Genomic DNA, 16172 nt, shown 5'->3' on the forward strand with positions numbered 1-16172 from the left:
TTATCTCTCTTTTATTTATTACAGATGTTCAATCTCTACATCACCCCATTTATCTTTGAGATATTCAGCGACCAATCGCCGATGGCAGTGGTGCGGCTTGTCTTCACTGCACAGTAAACAGCCACCATCAAGTATTTCCTTGTCAATCTCCTCAATTTTACGTTTCTCCATCAAATGATAGAAGCTTCTTTCGTATTCATCCCAAGAGCCTTTATTTTTTTTGTATTTATCCAATATATCTTTCGTGGGAGCCAATACTGGTAGGTGTTCATAGCCTACAGAACAAATTTTATCTGCAAAATATTTAAGATCATCGCGCTTAGCAAAGCCTGCCAACTGAGAAACGTTATTCAGGCGAACATCGATTATTTTTCTTGCTCCAGATTTTCTTAACCGGTCAAAAAATTTCTCTGCTGAGGTTTTTGTGAAACCAATGGTAAATATCTTCATTTTGCCGCTTTCATGTTCGTAGGGGGACTCTCATCACCATCATCTGGAAGAGTATAGGAAATCTTTTCTGCCTGCCTTGAATAAGCCTGATTGCGAATGTCTTCTTCTGATATGAATAGATCGTGAGCATGACCAGAATTTAGGCCTTTAATGAGCCTTGCCATCGCTTCATCGTGCGTCTCAATCTCTCCGTTTCCAAGAATATGAAAAATTGAAAGTCCCTTTTTTTCAAGCTCGCGGGCAACGAGTATAGTTCGATGACATTCGAGAGGGTCCTTTTCAGCGCAAACTAATGCAATATTATAATCTCTGGCACCCTTCAATAATCGTTCAATCCCTATCTTAAAAAGTTCTGTTTTTGCAAGACAATCATACTGAACCTTTCCATCTTTATAGCAAGTCGGATCGTCACTTCGAGCACCAAGCTCCTTTCCAAGAAAAACGTACTTAATCCCGTTTTCCAGCAAGCTAGCCTTTAACTTCTCTCGGTTGTATTGGGGGTTATAATGGCTGTAAGGTGATGACCGCACATCACAGATAGCCGTAATGTCATACATCTTTAGCAATCTGACAAACTTCTCCATTTCATGGGTTGAGTGGCCGACTGTGAAAATGGTATTATGCATCACTAATATTTCCTTATCTCTTGATAGAAGTTTGGAAATGTGTAAATTCCATTTACTTGTAGCCAATAACCATTTCTACCATCGTTTGGATTCTGATACTGTCTACTTAGGCCGACTCTCAAATATAATTCTTCCTGTGATTGGACAAACTGCCTAACGTTTCTAAGTTGTCCATCGTTTTGATGTTGCTTTGCATAGTCAAAAAAGCCCCTGTCAGTTATAGATAAATAACTAAAGTAGTGGCCTTCGGCATCAGTAAAAGAAGCTCTAATCTTTCCAGGTTTGTATTGATCCTCGTGGATGCTTAGTGCGGCTGGTAATAATTTGATCGTAACAATAGAGCATTGCGCATGTACCCCGACGGGAATGTGCTTTTGATTTTCAACTAATGCTATATCAAAGCCAGATTCAACAGAATCAGACAACGATTCATCCAAAATAGTTCTAAATTCATCCCCTGATGCGGCACCCGTGTAATTTAAGTCGCTCCATGATGCGTCTTCTATATGCGGTTTTTCCGCACCTGAGTTTAAAGTAATATTTCCTTCTAAAATTGCACCAGGATGCATATTCAGTTTCTCAACAGTGCTGCTCTCAAAATAAGGCATCGGCCTTAAACAATCTCCTGTATCCATATCAATAACGGCGGTACATACCATATCTGGATTTGAAAATCTGGTTAAGTCAGTGACAATATATTTTCCCATTATTCTTCTCCTACACCGCAAAAACTTTCATCACTTCGTCGCCGAAGTGGTTGATGACCTTCACGGCAAAACGCCCACTTTCCGGGCGGGGGAATGGGCGGGATTTATCACGGTATAAGGTCTCCCAGGCTTCCTGATCGATTTCAGCCTTCAGGGTGGTTTTGAGGGATTGGTAAGGGTCCTGGGCTCCCAAGAAATAGGCGTGGCGTACGAAAAAACTTTCCTCGTTATAATCGGTATCAATAAACCACGCGGCGATATCATCCTTGCCACTGGCGCGAACGTCACCGGTTTTGGGATCAAATACGTCGATCCCCAGAACCTCAACGACAATGTTGCCGTCCTTGTCAAAATCCCATTCCACGTCCGGTTCCCCAAAGATGATAAACAGATTGCCTGCGCCGGTGTTTTTGAGTTCATCGGACATATGCAGATCGGGATTCATTTTGGCTTTGAGGATTGGCAAGGGACCAAGCTTGTTGAGTTCTGAGGTATGCGCTTCAAAGTTAAATCCACAGGCGATCAGGGCATCAAACCGCGCGTCCAAAGCCTCCCTCGCGGCGGCGGTCAAATCGGCGCGGCTGACGGTGCCGAATTCAGGCCCGATGAAAATGGCGGCGCGTTTTGTGGTGTTGCCTTCCATGAAATGCCCCTCGGCGGCAATATAGTCCCCCGGCCAACCTTCCATCGCGGTGAATGTTATTTTGTCTTCTTTCGCCGCCTGCTGGACACCGGCGTGTTTCAGGTTTTCCAGCACCATCTGGGTGAAGTCGGTGAGAGGTTCACCGACCTGTTTCGTTTTCGATTTGCTATTTTTCTTAGCGGGGTCACTATTTTGGAGTAACTCAGCTTCATCTGATGGCACGATGCGGTGTGGAGAGAGGCTTTCAACGGTAAACGGTCCCGCCACGCGGACACGGGACTTATCCTCATAAGGCCGATCGTACAGGAACTCTACATCCGCCTTTTGGGCAATGGATTTGTCGATTTCCTGCTGACGCTTGATCCGTAAATCCCACCAGTCTTTATGTAACTTTTGAATATCTTTGGACCAGCCCTCATCGGGTTCACGTGGGATTTCCCATTCTTCCCATTTCTTCTTTAAAGCCTTGTTCAGTTTTTCACGTACCGGCTCCATTTTTTCCTGATAGTTTTCCCAGATCACGTCTATCTCAGCATTGTTGGCAATAGATTTAAGTGTGATATGAGGTGCGCGTTCATAGACGAAACCCTGCCGTATGTCACCATGGGTGGGCGTATCAGGTTGAATTTTGCCAGTCACCTCTTGCTCTTTAGTCCGGCCTTCTGGACTATCAGAAAGATAATAATAGGGGTAGCGAACGCCCATCAGCCGCGCTCGAGACAAGGCCAACGCAACGCGAGAAGTATCAACCGTGATCCAGCGTCGCCCCCATTGTTCGGCCATTGTTGCCGTGGTGCCGGAACCGCAGGTCGGGTCCAGAACTAGATCGCCGGGATCTGTAGCCATAAGAATGCAACGCTCGATTACTTTTGCATTAGTTTGCACCACATAGACTTTATCATCAGTAAAGTTCCCTGATCCTGTATCTGTCCAAATATTTCCATGCACTGCAACATCAAAATCTGTGTGGAACCGCACATACTGAATAGAATTCTCAGCAACATGAATACGGCCTGCTTTTGCAAGTCTGTTCATTCCGACAGGATGTGAGGCTTTCCAATGGGAGTTTTTCTCCCAACTATCATATTTCTTGCCATTATAAAAAAAAGGTTGTGGTTCTTTTGACCTGCCTTGAGAGATAATATTATCTGGCTTGTAGGGGCGGGCATTATCTGGAATCTGCTCTTCACCTCTTTTTTCGGTAGCCTTAACTCCACGATACGAAAAATCTTCAAACATAAGCCATTTAGCATTACCTTGGCCCAATTCAAATTCCTTACGATAATATGGGGTGCGTGCTTTTCCCTTATCTTTATCTTTTCCATACCACAAAACATAATCTGCAATGTTGCCGAGGTAGTTGGTTTCAAAGCCTGTAGTGGTTTGGACAGCAATAAGGCTAATAAAGTTTTTTTCGCCAAATACCTCATCCATCAACCCTCGTACACGGTGGACGTTTTCATCACCAATTTGAACGAAAATTGAACCACTATCAGTTAGCAAATCTCGCATGGCCGTGAGGCGATCTCGCAAATAAGTCAGGTAGGAGTGAATGCCATCTTTCCAGGTGTCGCGGAAAGCTTTCACCTGCTCAGGTTCTCGAGTTATGTGATCCATCTTTCCATCAGACACATCACGCGACCGTGTGGAAACTTGCCAGTTTGATTTAAAGCCAATTCCATAGGGCGGATCGAAATAAATGCACTGAACCTGGCCTCGTAGCCCCTCTCGTTCAGCAAGGCTTGCCATGACTTGCAGGCTGTCCCCCAGAATCATCCTGTTGGACCAGTTTTGGTCATGCGCGTAAAACTCCGTCTTGGCTTCCGGGTCGATACCGTTGAAATCGGCGAACAGGTCAAACATATCCGTTTGTTTGTCCTGTCGGGCCTCTTCCGTCTGCCGCTTTAAATCATCAATGATGGCCTTGGGGTGGATTTTCTCCTGAATGTAGAGAGGGGGCGCATGAACCACGAGGTCGGACCAGTCCTGCTGGTCCTTGCCTCGCCAGACAATTTGCGCTTCGTCCAGATCGACATAGCCCTTTTCGGTGACCTTTTTTATTTGTTCTTTGGTCAAACGGACACGGGTACCCTTCCAGACCATTTGTGGGTCCAGGTCGGGGTCGCGGGGGCGCGTTTCCCCCTTGGACAGAGGCTTGTTCCGCTTATAGGTAACCGGCGGGGCGGGCTCCATCTCCTCCATGCGTTGGGCCGCTGACTGCAATTCCACCGTTGGAATATTCTTCCGCTTGGCATCCTCATGCTTCAGTGCCGCAATCTGTTTCGGAGATTTTGAAGTCTTTCTTTTTGCCATACCCTTCAGCCCTCTTGGTTTTCCTGTGAAGATGAATTGTCATCATCGTTTTCAAATAAATCCATTTGATCGTCTTTTTCCACGGAATAATTTTCCAACTCCACTTTAATTTGTTCTTCCGTCAGCGGGTCCGATATTTTGGTTCCATTGTACTTTAGTACCCTTAAGACCCTTACTCCTGAAGGCTTTCCACTTCCTTCTGGATAGGCCCATTGAACATGCATATTATCCTTAATGTCAGGTCTAATGTCTTTGACCTCCACATGCGCCCAAAAGTTTTCGTCTTCGATAGAAAAAACGACATCTTGATAATTCCTGGTATCGGCCCGCCATCCCCGGCTTTCCCGCTTCCAGCTAGGTGAATATACGGTTATATGCGGGGTGTCCACCACCCATTTACGATCCGGGACAGCCTCTTCCGTCTCAATTTCCGGAGGAACCTCAACAATATATCTGGGGAATTCTTTTCGTGTAATGGGGAATGTATGCGTTGTATCAAAACCAAGCCCCTTCACTTCCGGGTTGTCGATACATCCCTGATAGATATTGTTTTTGGCACGATATGCTGGCCAGAATTTCTCTTTCGAGAGGCCGAGGGGTTCTAGTATTTCAGGCTCCTTTTTCAAAAAACCAATAATTATCTGAACAATAATTAAGGCAGCAAACTTTTGCTCTTCCTTTCCGTCCAAAGGGGCGATTTCCTCATCCCCTTTTTCTTTGTCTGACGACCCTTTAATTTTTTGTAAAAAATATTCTTTTATATTTTTTCCAAATCGCTCGGCCCAAAATATCGGCTCTTGGCCAGTTAGCCCTTTGGTAAATGCCTTTCCTATTTCAGTGCTTAGAAAGGCCAAGACTGATCCCGGCACTGAAACGAGAATTCCTAATATCTCGATCAGGCCACCCTCTCTTGGGGTCACCACATAAATTTGGTATTTAACCTTTCCTTCAAAAAACTCCTGGTTGAAATTATCAATAATGGATTGTGTGTTTTTGGCTGTGTCAATAAATTGATACAAAGGCAGGGAATGATCGGGCACATCAAAATGGAAGGGAATAAATTCCATCTCTTCAGTAGCGGATTGTTCTCTATCAGGTTCAGAATTGGTCATGCCACCTTTTCCTGCCCTTCAATAACCCCATCTATGAGGGATTTAAATTCCGTATCCATTTCGTAAACGTCGCTGAACTCTACAAATTCCCATCGTCCCCAGGATTTTAAATTATTCACTCCGGGGATCCATTTGGTCCGCATGGTTTCGGATTTCAGTTTGACGTTTTCCCTGCGGTAACCCTTGACCTCCACGATCAAGTTGAGCGGATTATCCGGTCCCTGCCCGTCGTCAATCCGGACGATAAAGTCCGGCAGATAACGGCGGGCCGTGGAGCCGTCTTTGTAGGGAATTTCCAGACCCAGGCCCTGATTTTTCACATAGGAAATAACGCGCGGATGCTGTTCCACAACGCGGGCAAATTCCGCTTCCCAGTCGCTATCGCAGACAACGTAATTGATATGAGATTTATTTGGAGCGGTCGTCCATAAATCCTTGCTGGTTTGAAATCCAACATGGGCGGTGGAGCCTTTGGGGTTATACGGGTCAAGAACCGCCAGAACTTTCTTCTCATCACCGATGGTTCCGGCAATGGCGTGGTAAATGCGCTCAGCGGCTTCATTGGCAATATCGAGATATTGCAACATCCATGAGCCGGTGCCGCCCTTGCATTCAAGATAGTCATCGTCAATCCATTGTCGGACAATACGCTTTAGTTGGCCGAACAGGTGCAATTTCGGTTCACCATCATCATCCCGGAAATGGGAATAAAGAATGTGTTTGGCCAATTCATAGGAAATAGTGCTGGGGCGTTTTTCTTTCAATTCAGCCACCGTCAGGGTGACACCCTCACCGACAATGCCTTCCAATAGAGTTTGGCCGGGACCGACCATTTCTGGCGTCAACACCAGCCTGGAATCGGGGTTGAATTCCGCCTTCAAACGCTCTTCCGGCAGGTCGATCCGATATCCCACCACACGCGGAAAGGCAATTTCAAGTTCAGAACGTTCTTTGACAGCCTGGACTCGAACAGTTGGGCGCGGCGGTACAGGCTTTGCCACTTGCGGCTTGGCCGTGAAATTAAAGGGGATTCCCATAATGTCTGCATACTCGACATTAAATAGAGCCTCATCATTAAGCTCATAGGAATAACGACGCAAGCTACGTCCCACGACTTGTTCACATAAAAGTTGCGTGCCAAAGGCCCTAACCCCAAGGATATGCGTGACTGTATTTGTATCCCAACCTTCTGAGAGCATGGAAACCGAAACGACGCACCGGATTTGTTCTCCAAGTCGTCCCTTTTTGCCTACGGTGTTCATGACTTCGCGTAGCAGGTCTGAATCAGAAACCTCGCCCACATCGCCTGATCCAGAACGCTGTTTCAATTCACGCTTGAATTGTTCAATTTCCAATTCAGCGGCTTCGCGGAAATCCTTGTCCAGGGCTTCTCCGGATTCAAGCTGTTCGCTGTCGATCAGGAGGGTTATAGGTCGATGGAGTCGGTTACCGTGCTCATCGAAATTCCGGAATAATGGTAAATGACCGTTATGTTCGAAAATAAGTTCCCCGTCCTCATTGGGGCGTTGCCAACCTGCAATCCATTCATAAACAAGCTTTGAAGTAGAAGTGTTATTGCAGACCACGATAAATACCGGCGGGGTTTCAATGCTTGCTTCCTGCCATTTCTGGTGAGTTTCTTCATAATGGTTGTATAGAGCGCGCAAGGCTGTAAGTAGTTTTGATGGAAGATCAAGTGGACTTACATCGGCTCCGCCTTTTGACCTACCTTTTTTAGGCATCTCCTTGCCAATGTGCTCCCAGAGGTCACGGAATATCGGTGTTTCGGCTTCGGGGATATTGTCTGCCACCGGCACCCGAGGCAATTTCACAATCCCGCATTCAATCGCATCTATCAGGGAAAAATCGCTTACCGTCCAAGGGAATAGCGTGCCCTCAACATATCCAGAACCTCGAAGAAAAAATGGTGTTGCTGAAAGATCGTAAACAACAGTAACCCCAAGTTTGCGTTTAAAAGCCTCAATCCCGTTTATCCAAAGACGTGCGGCTTTATTCTGGTTTTCCGCTTCCTTTTTCTCATCGCCTTTTAAGTCACCAAGGTCCTGGTTGTTTGGTTTTTCACGATAGCAATGGTGTGCTTCGTCATTGATAACAATGATATTTTTAAGCCCCATAAGTTCTTCCGCCACTCGGCGGACCATCTGCCCTTCGGTTTCCTTGGTTTTAATCGGCTCGCCTCGTCCTTGAAGAAGGGACCGTCCTACCTTGTTGGTGTCAATAAGTTCCTTAAGCTGGAATGAATGATAATTGGTGATTACGATTTTGGCCTTGTTCATGTCCTCATGCATATCGCTTGGAACAAGTTCGCGGGTTTTATAATAACTATCTGGATCATTTGGCATGAGAACGCGTAATCGATCTTTAATCGTGATGCCGGGAGTAACAATTAAGAAGCCACGTGTAAAATTTTTACTGCTGGGAAATCGAACGGCATTTACCGTTTGCCAGGCCATTAACATTGCTATTACCGTGGTCTTACCTGCACCAGTCGCCATTTTCATTGCCAGGCGGATAAGATTTGGGTTGGCCTGTTCATTAGCTCCTTCAATATGATCCCAGAATTTTTTATAGGCCTTATGTTTGCGGGCCACTTCGGTAAGCCAGATTATTGTTTCAACCGCTTCAATTTGGCAAAAGAAGGGTCGAATCCCTTGGAAATCATGGTGTCGCCAATGTTGAAGAAGTCTTGCCGTGGCCGGGGTTACGCCCCAATCGTTCGGGCTTGGTATGTTACGCCATGCCCCGACATAGGAACGGATTTCATTAATAATAGGGGTAGGATTGTATTCTTGCTCCTCTGTCGATATGCCGTCATTGCCGGTTAAGCCAAGGGTAGACTGTTTAGGATCAGAAAATTTTCGTTTTTGTTTTCTGGGTTTAGGAACAGGCGTTATATGCTCAGACCTCCGTCGTCCCTCTATTGGAGGTTGGTCTGTGGGTTGACCATCTTCATCCAACGCATGGTGACGTATCGGCTCCGCATACGGTGAATTTAATATTGGCTTTCCATAAAAATTCTCAGCCATACAATTTACCCCAGACAATTAAAGTGAAAATTATATTCAATATTGATCATTATCCAGAATCTCTCCGGGGTGTATGGGGTTTTTCCAATTCGTCATCGCTCTCCCTTTCATTTATTAGGCGACCTGTTACCTAATTTGGATGAAACCGGGCCACGTCAATGCTCTTCCCGGATTGCCGCATGCGGGCGGTATCGTAGAGCGCCTGCATGCGCAAGAGAAAATCCATTTTCACGTCGAACGCTTTTTCCAGCCTGAACGCCATTTCAGGGGACAGGCCGGTTTTCCCGTTGACCAAGTCTGACAAGGTAGCCCGCCGTATGCCCAGAATTTCAGCCGCGTGGCTGATGGACAATTCAAGCGGCTCCAGCACCTGCCGCCGGACAAATTCCCCTGGGTGTGAGGGTATCATTCCTATATTCTTCATCAGTGGTAATCCTCCAAATTCAATTCCTGAATCGTGTCATCTTCCAGTACAAAGGTGATCCGCCAGTTGCCGGTCACGGAAATACTCCATTGGCCTTTGCGGTCGCCCTTAAGCCTATGAAGACGCCATCCCGGAAAAACCGGCAAATCATTCGGGCTTTCCGCCACCACGAGAGCGGTGATAATATCCCGGACTTTTTCCACTTTGGCGGATGGAAGGCCGCTAGGATCGTTTTTCTCGATGAACCGCTTTAATCCTCGATGGCGGACTTTTTTTATCTTCATACCTAAGTGTACGCTTTAAACGTACATCTGTAAAGCATAGATTTTGGACACCCTTTTTGCCTTTCCCTCAAGGGAAAGCTCGGCTGGGGCTTTTACCGGTCCTTTTTAATGACGGTTAATTTGGCGGGGTTTTCGGCGAGTTCGGGTTTAATCTCGATCTCTTTGATGGGCTTGGTGTGGCCGCCCCAAAGGTGGATTTCCTCTCCCTTTTGGTCCACCGGCGTCAAATAGATATTACACCGGGCGACTTGCCTCACCCCTAATTCTTCAAGCTGGGCTACGGCGATTTGAAACCGCTCCGAGAATTGTTCCAGATTCATGATGCCTGGTATTTTGATCTTCATGGTTAGAGATTGGCACGGGACGTTGGTCCTGACAAGATGGATGGCGGACTTTTCCTCTATTTAAACCATTTAAGAACAGTCCCGGCCTCATGGCTTCCTTGCCAAGCAGAATGCGGCGAATGGATTTCCATAACTCTAAGGTTAGGAGACTAAACGGGTGCGGTTGGCGGCATTTCAAACCCGGCGGACTGCGCTAACCCCTCCAGCCTTTTCCATAGAACGGCATCGTCTCCCTTATTTAATATTAATTTCTTGTTAGTGTCGGCCTTTTGAGTCCAGTCCTGTTTTCTGCGGGTTTTGGGAGGTTTAGATGACGTGCTCTTCCGAATGGCTAGGGTGTTGATCCATATTTTAATGCCGGTGATGTAGCCCAGCCGGTTCTTGGTGCAGGAATAGAGCAAATACCCCTCCTCCATGGCGTCCTGAAGATAGCGGTATATCTGCCGGACGCCGCGTCCAAGATGTTTTGCAAGAATTCCTTTGGTGGTTTCAACAACCGGCTTGTCCCCTCGTCCGGTCCAACCGGCCAGAAGAGCCAACATCCGGACCGTTCCCGGCATGATCCGCGCATCTTTGAGAAAACTTTGTTTTAAAGGCAGGACAAAAGTTCCGTTATCGAAAGGACGCGCCAAAGATTTTCTCTGCGGTTGGCCAGATATATAGGTAGGTGGCGCAATCGCGGATTGATTGCGCAACACTGACGATAGCGAATAAAACATAACATTCTCTCCTTTAGATAATCGGAGAAAATCCACCTGAAAAAAAGACAATAAAATTTTGTTGCAAGAATCGCTTGCAATGATTTCAAAAATGAAGGAAACTCGTTTTTAGGAATTATTTTTTGTTGTGGAACAAGTTTCCTTTTAATTTCGGCCAGGCCCTGCCTGGCTTTCTTTTTTTGAGCGGATTTCCCTCCTTTGGTTTGAGTTAGTCAGAATGCCGGAACGGCATTGAGTCTGGAATCGACTCATAGAAAAGTTTGACCGAAAGAATTTGGACTGGCAACCCTTCCCTTAAAAGCTATAAACGGAGCGGCTTCTCAACGAAGCGTGCCTGACAAAGGTTTTTCCATGGCCTCCGGAAGGTAGAATCGTATGACGGGATTCCCAAAACTGGGAATCCCGTCATACACTCGTATTCAAATTTGAAAATACCCGCTTTAGTTTCTGGGCGCGGTCTCAGGGACTTTGTATTTGGCGAACACGTCATTGAGGGCTTCGGCCAGAATGTCCTGAATGGTTTTTCCTGTTTTGGCCTGGATCAGCCGCAGGGATGATTTTACCTCCGGATCAAAATAACCGGTCACGTTCACCTTCCCCGTCTTGGCGACCTTTGCGCGCACGGGCCTTGGCTCGGGGACTTCTTGCCTTTCTGGCTCCACCACAATGGCCGCCTCTTCATTGGTCAGACCGTTTGCGGATTTAAGCAGGGCGTCCTGTAGATTCTTTCTTTCCATTGTTGACCTCATATTGCTACCTTGATTTTATCCTCTGAAACTTGCGTGTCCAACATATGGGACACCATCCGGTAGAGCTCTCGAATTTCACTGGCGGCTTTGCCGTCGGGATCGTATTCGAGGGCGGTCAGACCCGCATTGGGAGCGTCCCCAAACGCGGCCCTTTGGACGAAATACTTCGACGCCACCGGCAAGCCCATATCTTGGATTACCTGTACAGACTCTTCGTGCCGCCGTCCCTGGGGTGGAACGGCGTTCAAAACCACAAGAGCGGGCGTGTCCCCTACCAGATTGATTATTTCTTTGGTGGCGGGGATGGTCTCCAAATCATAAATTTGAGGTCGGCAGGGAACCAGAATCAGGTCCGCCGCGCGGGCCGCCGCTAGGGAAGCGGATTCGGATTTCGGCGGAGTGTCGATAATCAGCATGTCCACCCCGTTTTCGCGAGCGGTGTCGATCACGCTTTGGAGGCGGCTGGCTTGCGCTGAAATGGCAACCGGAGCCCCCTCCTCCCGCCGGTCCGCCCAATTGGTTGTGGACGCCTGGGGATCGAGGTCGATGATGGCCACGGTCCGGCCTGCTTGATGCGCGGCCACGGCCAAAGACAGGGACAGGGTGGTTTTCCCCGTCCCGCCTTTTTGAGCTATGAGTGATATGATTTGCATGGTGCTTTCCCATCTTTGGTAGGCTTTGAAACTGAAGACTTGAAGGTGTGAAGTTCTGAAGTCTTGAAGGAAGGAAGTCTGAAAGAATTTTAAAACTTAAACTCTTCCACACTTTTCAACTTTAGAAGTTTATTTATTCGGGATCAAGGTCTTTTTATTTTTCAAAACCGTGCTCCTGAAGAATTGAAGTTTTGAAAAATTTTAAATTTTCAAAATCCGGTTTCTTCATAATTCGCATTTCAAAAAACTGAAATTCTAAAATTCATGCAAACTTCAATCTCGAAACCTTAAATATTTAAAATCCTGAAGCTTGGAAGAATTAGAAATTTAAAGGCCATACAGAGGACAGGCTGGTTTTCACTATTCTGCTTGGCGAAGGGCTCGGCGCAAGAACCTCCAAAGCTTATATTGACTTATGGATCCTGAGCAAAGCTCATGGGCTTTAGAATTTTTTTTGTGGCAAAATCAACCCATACCCTTGCTTTTCAGGTTTTTAAGTCTTATTTAACCCTAATAACCTCCAAAAGGAGGGGCACCAAAATAAGGTTACTTAAGCCACTTTATAGTCGGGTAACCCAAGCTTACATTTTGAGTATTGGTTATTTTTAGAGGAATTCGTGGGAAGACGTGAAAAAACAATAACTCAATTTAATTTGGGAGGCTCATCCTCCCCGGTTAAGCAGGTCGATCACCGAAATATTGATGAAAAAACTCGAAGGCATCTTTTTGTTATTTCAGGTGGTCGTTGTGAATTCCTTGGGTGTAACGATTATCTTATGGAGCATCACCTTACTTTAACACCTGGGAATTTTGCTCAAGCAGCTCATATTGTTGCATTTAAATGCCTGGGACCACGAGGTGATGACCTTGGCCGTCCAGAGGATATAAATGACATTACCAACCTCATGTTATTGTGCCCAAAATGCCATAAGCTGGTTGACGATCATCCCGAAGAGTTTCTACGGAATATACTTGAAGATATGAAGCGGTCCCATGAGGATCGCATCATATTGGCGACGTCCCAAGGACCCAATATGCGTAGTGCGCTAGTCATTTTTAAGGCTCCTATAGGGGGGCAGAATATAAACATCCCTGACAATGATATCCGGGAGGCCCTGGCTCCACGTTTTCCTGCTTCTTTGCCTGGAACGATAATTGATCTTAGCCATCTTGCAGGAGGTAGCGAAGCTAATATTTTAGATATTGCCCAAGAGCTCATTCAAAAGAAACTAGCAACCTTATTTCAAACCAACGGTGATGCAGAAAAAGTAGGGCATGTCTCAGTTTTTGGTATTGGCCCCATAGCGATGCTTATTGTACTAGGAAATAATCTCAGCAATAAAATTCCGACTGATTTCTTTCAAAGACATCGTGATACTGAAAACTGGACATGGAAAACCGGTGGAACTCCGGCAGAGTATCAGCTTCTTCGCCGCATAGAAGGTCCGGCGGATGGTCCGGTCGGTTTATTGCTTTCATTGAGTGGAACCATTGATATTTCCACAATCCCCGATGAATTTGTTAAAGAAGGATCAGTATATGAAATCGTTTTGAGTAATCAAACGCCGACACCTACTTTCCTAAAGCAAAATAATGATCTTGAAGCATTCAGGCTTGTTTACCAGGAAACATTGGGTGCCATTATGAGGGAACATGGTGCCGTTGACAAAATCGCCCTTTTTCCAGCAGTGCCAGCCCCCGTTGCAGTGCTGTGTGGGCGGGAAAGGTTGCCAAAGGTTCATCCTGCGCTATGTGTGTATGATTACGATAGGGCCGCAGGTGGCTTTAATTTTCAAATTGAGGTGTCCTAAATATGACAAGCGATAATTATTTAAAGAAGGTTTTAGATTCGCAGAGATTGGATGATGATAGCGAAGAGATGAATCAATTACGGAAAACGCGTGATGAGGTAGAGAGGATTCTCAAAGAATCCTTCCCAACGGCTAAGATCCGGTATGGAGGCTCTAAGGCAAAAGGAACTCTTATTAAGGATTCCTACGACGTGGATTTGGTGTGCTATTTTCCTCATGATGAAACAGAAGCAGGAGAAACCCTCGAAGAATTATATAGAAACGTTTCCCGGGTGCTTAGTAGGGGGCATTATCAAATCGAAGAAAAAACTTCCGCCATAAGACTATTGAGTGCCGAGCCTGATAGTGAAGGAACCTATACACATGTTGATGTGGTTCCGGGACGTTATACTGACACAAAAATTTCGGACTGTTTTTTATATCAAAATGGTGGCGAAAAGGGTCGCCTAAAAACAAACTTGGAGGTGCATATTGACCATATTAAAAAAAGTGGCGTCACAGACGCCTTATCCCTCCTAAAATTGTGGCGAGTGCAGAATAGCCTCGAAATCAAACAGTTTGCTTTTGAGCTCTTAGGCGTCAAGCTTTTGAAGGACCAAAAAAATGCATCTCTATCAAAACAGGTTGAACATGTTTTAAGAGCTATCGCAGAATCTGAAGATCCAATAATAATTGAAGACCCGGCTAACCCTTCAGGGAATGATTTGATGCCGCTTTTGAATTTTTCTTGGAGTGAATTGCAGAGTGTAGCAAGTAGCACTATAAAAAAAGTCGAACGCTATGGATGGGAAGATGTCTATGGAGCTCTTTCTTCCTATGATGATACCGATCACGTTAAACAATTAACAGCCGCTATACATGTTGCCCAGCACGAACAGCCCACCACTAAGCCTTGGTCTGAATAGAAAAAATGCACTGGCTTGGTTTCAACGTCATCCGGAATTGCTGGAAGACGTAAAACAGGCAATAAAGTCCTTCAGATGGCTTCGGGTAGTAATTAATGGTAATGCCGTCTGCGTTAAGGGGACTTTGGAGATAGTTAAAAAGCGTTATAAAATAGAGATAACTTTTCCGGATTATTATCCCGAAACCTTACCAATATTGCGTGAAACTGGCGGGAAAATCCCGCGTACTATGGATCGCCATGTAAATCCTCCAGACGGGACCGCCTGTATTTGCGTCCCCGAAGAATGGTTTGTCCAACGTCCCGACCCCTCATTTGCTACATTTTTAAAAATTCCTGTTACTCAGTATTTTCTAAGCCAACAACATTTCGAGATTAATAACCAATGGCCATTTGGGCATCGCAGACACAGGGATAATGGAAGACTCGATTTTTATAGAGAACTATTTGAAACGAATGACCTAGGAAGTATAAGGAAATACCTGAAATATTTATCTCAGAAAACTATTAAGGGGCATTGGGAATGTCCATGCGGTAGTGGCAAGCGGTTGAGAAACTGTCATAAGGAAAAAGTATATGACCTTAGAAACAAAATTCCTAGAGGTCTTGCCCATAATTCAGAAATGCAACTAAGGGCTCATTTCCTATGCAAGAGTAAGGACGCATAAGCAATGCCAGATATGAAGTCTTTAAATGAAATATATTTGGTTCTGATATTATTGGTTCCTGGCTTAGTTGTTATTTATGTAAGGTCGCAGTTTGTAACGGGAAGGCGGCCTCCTCATTCGGAGGCCATTCTGTCGTATCTGACGGTGTCTTGCATTTATTATGCACTTGCACTCCCTTTTGTTGATCTTGTTATCTCCCTACCGGAAAACTCTTCCTTTAAAATCATAGCGTGGTTTACTATGGTCTTTTTGGGACCAGCCTTTCTTGGATTGGCTCTTGGGGTCAATATTCAGAAAGGACTATTCCATCGTTTCCTTAAACGATGTAATCTCAACCCTGTGCATGTCATGCCGACGGCTTGGGACTGGAAGCTTGGCGGTATGACAGAGGAATGGGTTCTTGTAACGCTTAAAGATGGAACCCGCTTTGGCGGTTTTTGTGGGAAGGAATCATTCATGTCCTCCGATCCTGCCGAGCGTGATTTATATATACAATGGATTTACGATATTGATGACAACAACAAATGGGCTCCGCGTGGCGAAAACGGTGTTCTTATTACCGCTGGCGAAATCAGCACGATAGAATTTTGGCCTTATAAACCTAAGGAGATGGGAAATGAGCAAAAATGATAAATCATCACCGGCCCCTCGCCGGGAACAAAAAGGCTATCAACCAAAACCTCTTACCGAGGGGTATGAGCCAAAACCTCAAGGTGGG

Annotated in this window: 16 protein-coding genes; 4 read left to right on the forward strand and 12 right to left on the reverse strand. The window is 45.7% G+C overall.

The window, feature by feature from the left end; all coding sequences use genetic code 11:
* Positions 1-18: 18 nt before the first annotated feature.
* From ACTRXA_RS11395 to ACTRXA_RS11450, 12 genes are all read right to left on the reverse strand, one after another.
* A complete protein-coding gene (locus tag ACTRXA_RS11395; protein WP_442427317.1) occupies positions 19-450 on the reverse strand; it encodes a DUF488 domain-containing protein in 432 nt (143 codons plus the stop codon).
* Positions 447-1076 (reverse strand): DUF488 domain-containing protein, encoded by a 630-nt coding sequence (locus ACTRXA_RS11400; protein ID WP_442427318.1) that lies wholly within the window; start codon positions 1074-1076, stop codon positions 447-449. Before ACTRXA_RS11400 ends, ACTRXA_RS11395 begins: the two co-directional genes overlap by 4 nt.
* Positions 1077-1078: 2 nt before the next feature.
* Positions 1079-1783 carry a dual OB domain-containing protein gene (locus ACTRXA_RS11405; protein WP_442427319.1) on the reverse strand — a complete coding sequence of 235 codons (705 nt, stop codon included), beginning with the start codon at positions 1781-1783 and terminating at the stop codon, positions 1079-1081.
* Between the two features lie 10 nt (positions 1784-1793).
* Positions 1794-4739: a site-specific DNA-methyltransferase gene (locus ACTRXA_RS11410; protein WP_442427320.1), complete on the reverse strand. Its 2946-nt coding sequence runs from the start codon at positions 4737-4739 to the stop codon at positions 1794-1796.
* A gap of 5 nt (positions 4740-4744) precedes the next feature.
* Positions 4745-5851, reverse strand: coding sequence for a hypothetical protein (locus ACTRXA_RS11415; protein ID WP_442427321.1), 1107 nt, complete (start codon positions 5849-5851; stop codon positions 4745-4747).
* On the reverse strand, positions 5848-8898 hold the full coding sequence (locus ACTRXA_RS11420; protein ID WP_442427322.1) for a BPTD_3080 family restriction endonuclease: 3051 nt from the start codon (positions 8896-8898) through the stop codon (positions 5848-5850). Before ACTRXA_RS11420 ends, ACTRXA_RS11415 begins: the two co-directional genes overlap by 4 nt.
* A 130-nt stretch (positions 8899-9028) precedes the next feature.
* Positions 9029-9307, reverse strand: coding sequence for a HigA family addiction module antitoxin (locus ACTRXA_RS11425; protein WP_442427323.1), 279 nt, complete (start codon positions 9305-9307; stop codon positions 9029-9031).
* A 14-nt stretch (positions 9308-9321) separates the two neighbouring features.
* Positions 9322-9606 (reverse strand): type II toxin-antitoxin system RelE/ParE family toxin, encoded by a 285-nt coding sequence (locus ACTRXA_RS11430; protein WP_282010455.1) that lies wholly within the window; start codon positions 9604-9606, stop codon positions 9322-9324.
* 92 nt (positions 9607-9698) lie between these two features.
* Entirely contained in the window at positions 9699-9926 is a 228-nt protein-coding gene (locus tag ACTRXA_RS11435) for a hypothetical protein (protein ID WP_442427324.1), read from the reverse strand.
* Between the two features lie 173 nt (positions 9927-10099).
* Positions 10100-10669: a hypothetical protein gene (locus ACTRXA_RS11440; RefSeq protein WP_442427325.1), complete on the reverse strand. Its 570-nt coding sequence runs from the start codon at positions 10667-10669 to the stop codon at positions 10100-10102.
* Between the two features lie 440 nt (positions 10670-11109).
* Positions 11110-11406: a ribbon-helix-helix domain-containing protein gene (locus ACTRXA_RS11445; RefSeq protein ID WP_442427326.1), complete on the reverse strand. Its 297-nt coding sequence runs from the start codon at positions 11404-11406 to the stop codon at positions 11110-11112.
* An 8-nt stretch (positions 11407-11414) separates the two neighbouring features.
* Entirely contained in the window at positions 11415-12071 is a 657-nt protein-coding gene (locus ACTRXA_RS11450; protein WP_442427327.1) for an AAA family ATPase, read from the reverse strand.
* A gap of 617 nt (positions 12072-12688) precedes the next feature.
* Between ACTRXA_RS11450 and ACTRXA_RS11455 the strand changes: the two genes are divergently transcribed.
* The 4 genes from ACTRXA_RS11455 to ACTRXA_RS11470 are packed head-to-tail and all read left to right on the forward strand — an operon-like array spanning position 12689 to position 16084.
* Entirely contained in the window at positions 12689-13882 is a 1194-nt protein-coding gene (locus ACTRXA_RS11455; protein WP_442427328.1) for an SAVED domain-containing protein, read from the forward strand.
* Between the two features lie 2 nt (positions 13883-13884).
* Entirely contained in the window at positions 13885-14787 is a 903-nt protein-coding gene (locus tag ACTRXA_RS11460; protein ID WP_442427329.1) for a nucleotidyltransferase domain-containing protein, read from the forward strand.
* Positions 14741-15454, forward strand: coding sequence for a hypothetical protein (locus ACTRXA_RS11465; RefSeq protein WP_442427330.1), 714 nt, complete (start codon positions 14741-14743; stop codon positions 15452-15454). The genes ACTRXA_RS11460 and ACTRXA_RS11465 overlap by 47 nt, the downstream gene beginning before the upstream one ends.
* Before the next feature lie 3 nt (positions 15455-15457).
* Positions 15458-16084: a DUF6338 family protein gene (locus ACTRXA_RS11470; RefSeq protein ID WP_442427331.1), complete on the forward strand. Its 627-nt coding sequence runs from the start codon at positions 15458-15460 to the stop codon at positions 16082-16084.
* The last annotated feature ends 88 nt before the right edge of the window (positions 16085-16172 follow it).

This window comes from Nitrospina sp. P1_D6 (genome assembly GCF_052156615.1).
GTDB lineage: Bacteria > Nitrospinota > Nitrospinia > Nitrospinales > Nitrospinaceae > Nitrospina.

Excerpts from the sequence above, each read along its gene's own strand:
- ACTRXA_RS11395 (WP_442427317.1), bottom strand. The coding sequence starts at position 450 with ATGAAGATATTTACCATTGGTTTCACAAAAACCTCAGCAGAGAAATTT.
- ACTRXA_RS11400 (WP_442427318.1), bottom strand. The coding sequence starts at position 1,076 with ATGCATAATACCATTTTCACAGTCGGCCACTCAACCCATGAAATGGAG.
- ACTRXA_RS11405 (WP_442427319.1), bottom strand. The coding sequence starts at position 1,783 with ATGGGAAAATATATTGTCACTGACTTAACCAGATTTTCAAATCCAGAT.
- ACTRXA_RS11410 (WP_442427320.1), bottom strand. The coding sequence starts at position 4,739 with ATGGCAAAAAGAAAGACTTCAAAATCTCCGAAACAGATTGCGGCACTG.
- ACTRXA_RS11415 (WP_442427321.1), bottom strand. The coding sequence starts at position 5,851 with ATGACCAATTCTGAACCTGATAGAGAACAATCCGCTACTGAAGAGATG.
- ACTRXA_RS11420 (WP_442427322.1), bottom strand. The coding sequence starts at position 8,898 with ATGGCTGAGAATTTTTATGGAAAGCCAATATTAAATTCACCGTATGCG.
- ACTRXA_RS11425 (WP_442427323.1), bottom strand. The coding sequence starts at position 9,307 with ATGATACCCTCACACCCAGGGGAATTTGTCCGGCGGCAGGTGCTGGAG.
- ACTRXA_RS11430 (WP_282010455.1), bottom strand. The coding sequence starts at position 9,606 with ATGAAGATAAAAAAAGTCCGCCATCGAGGATTAAAGCGGTTCATCGAG.
- ACTRXA_RS11435 (WP_442427324.1), bottom strand. The coding sequence starts at position 9,926 with ATGAATCTGGAACAATTCTCGGAGCGGTTTCAAATCGCCGTAGCCCAG.
- ACTRXA_RS11440 (WP_442427325.1), bottom strand. The coding sequence starts at position 10,669 with ATGTTTTATTCGCTATCGTCAGTGTTGCGCAATCAATCCGCGATTGCG.
- ACTRXA_RS11445 (WP_442427326.1), bottom strand. The coding sequence starts at position 11,406 with ATGGAAAGAAAGAATCTACAGGACGCCCTGCTTAAATCCGCAAACGGT.
- ACTRXA_RS11450 (WP_442427327.1), bottom strand. The coding sequence starts at position 12,071 with ATGCAAATCATATCACTCATAGCTCAAAAAGGCGGGACGGGGAAAACC.
- ACTRXA_RS11460 (WP_442427329.1), top strand. The coding sequence starts at position 13,885 with ATGACAAGCGATAATTATTTAAAGAAGGTTTTAGATTCGCAGAGATTG.
- ACTRXA_RS11465 (WP_442427330.1), top strand. The coding sequence starts at position 14,741 with ATGTTGCCCAGCACGAACAGCCCACCACTAAGCCTTGGTCTGAATAGA.
- ACTRXA_RS11470 (WP_442427331.1), top strand. The coding sequence starts at position 15,458 with ATGCCAGATATGAAGTCTTTAAATGAAATATATTTGGTTCTGATATTA.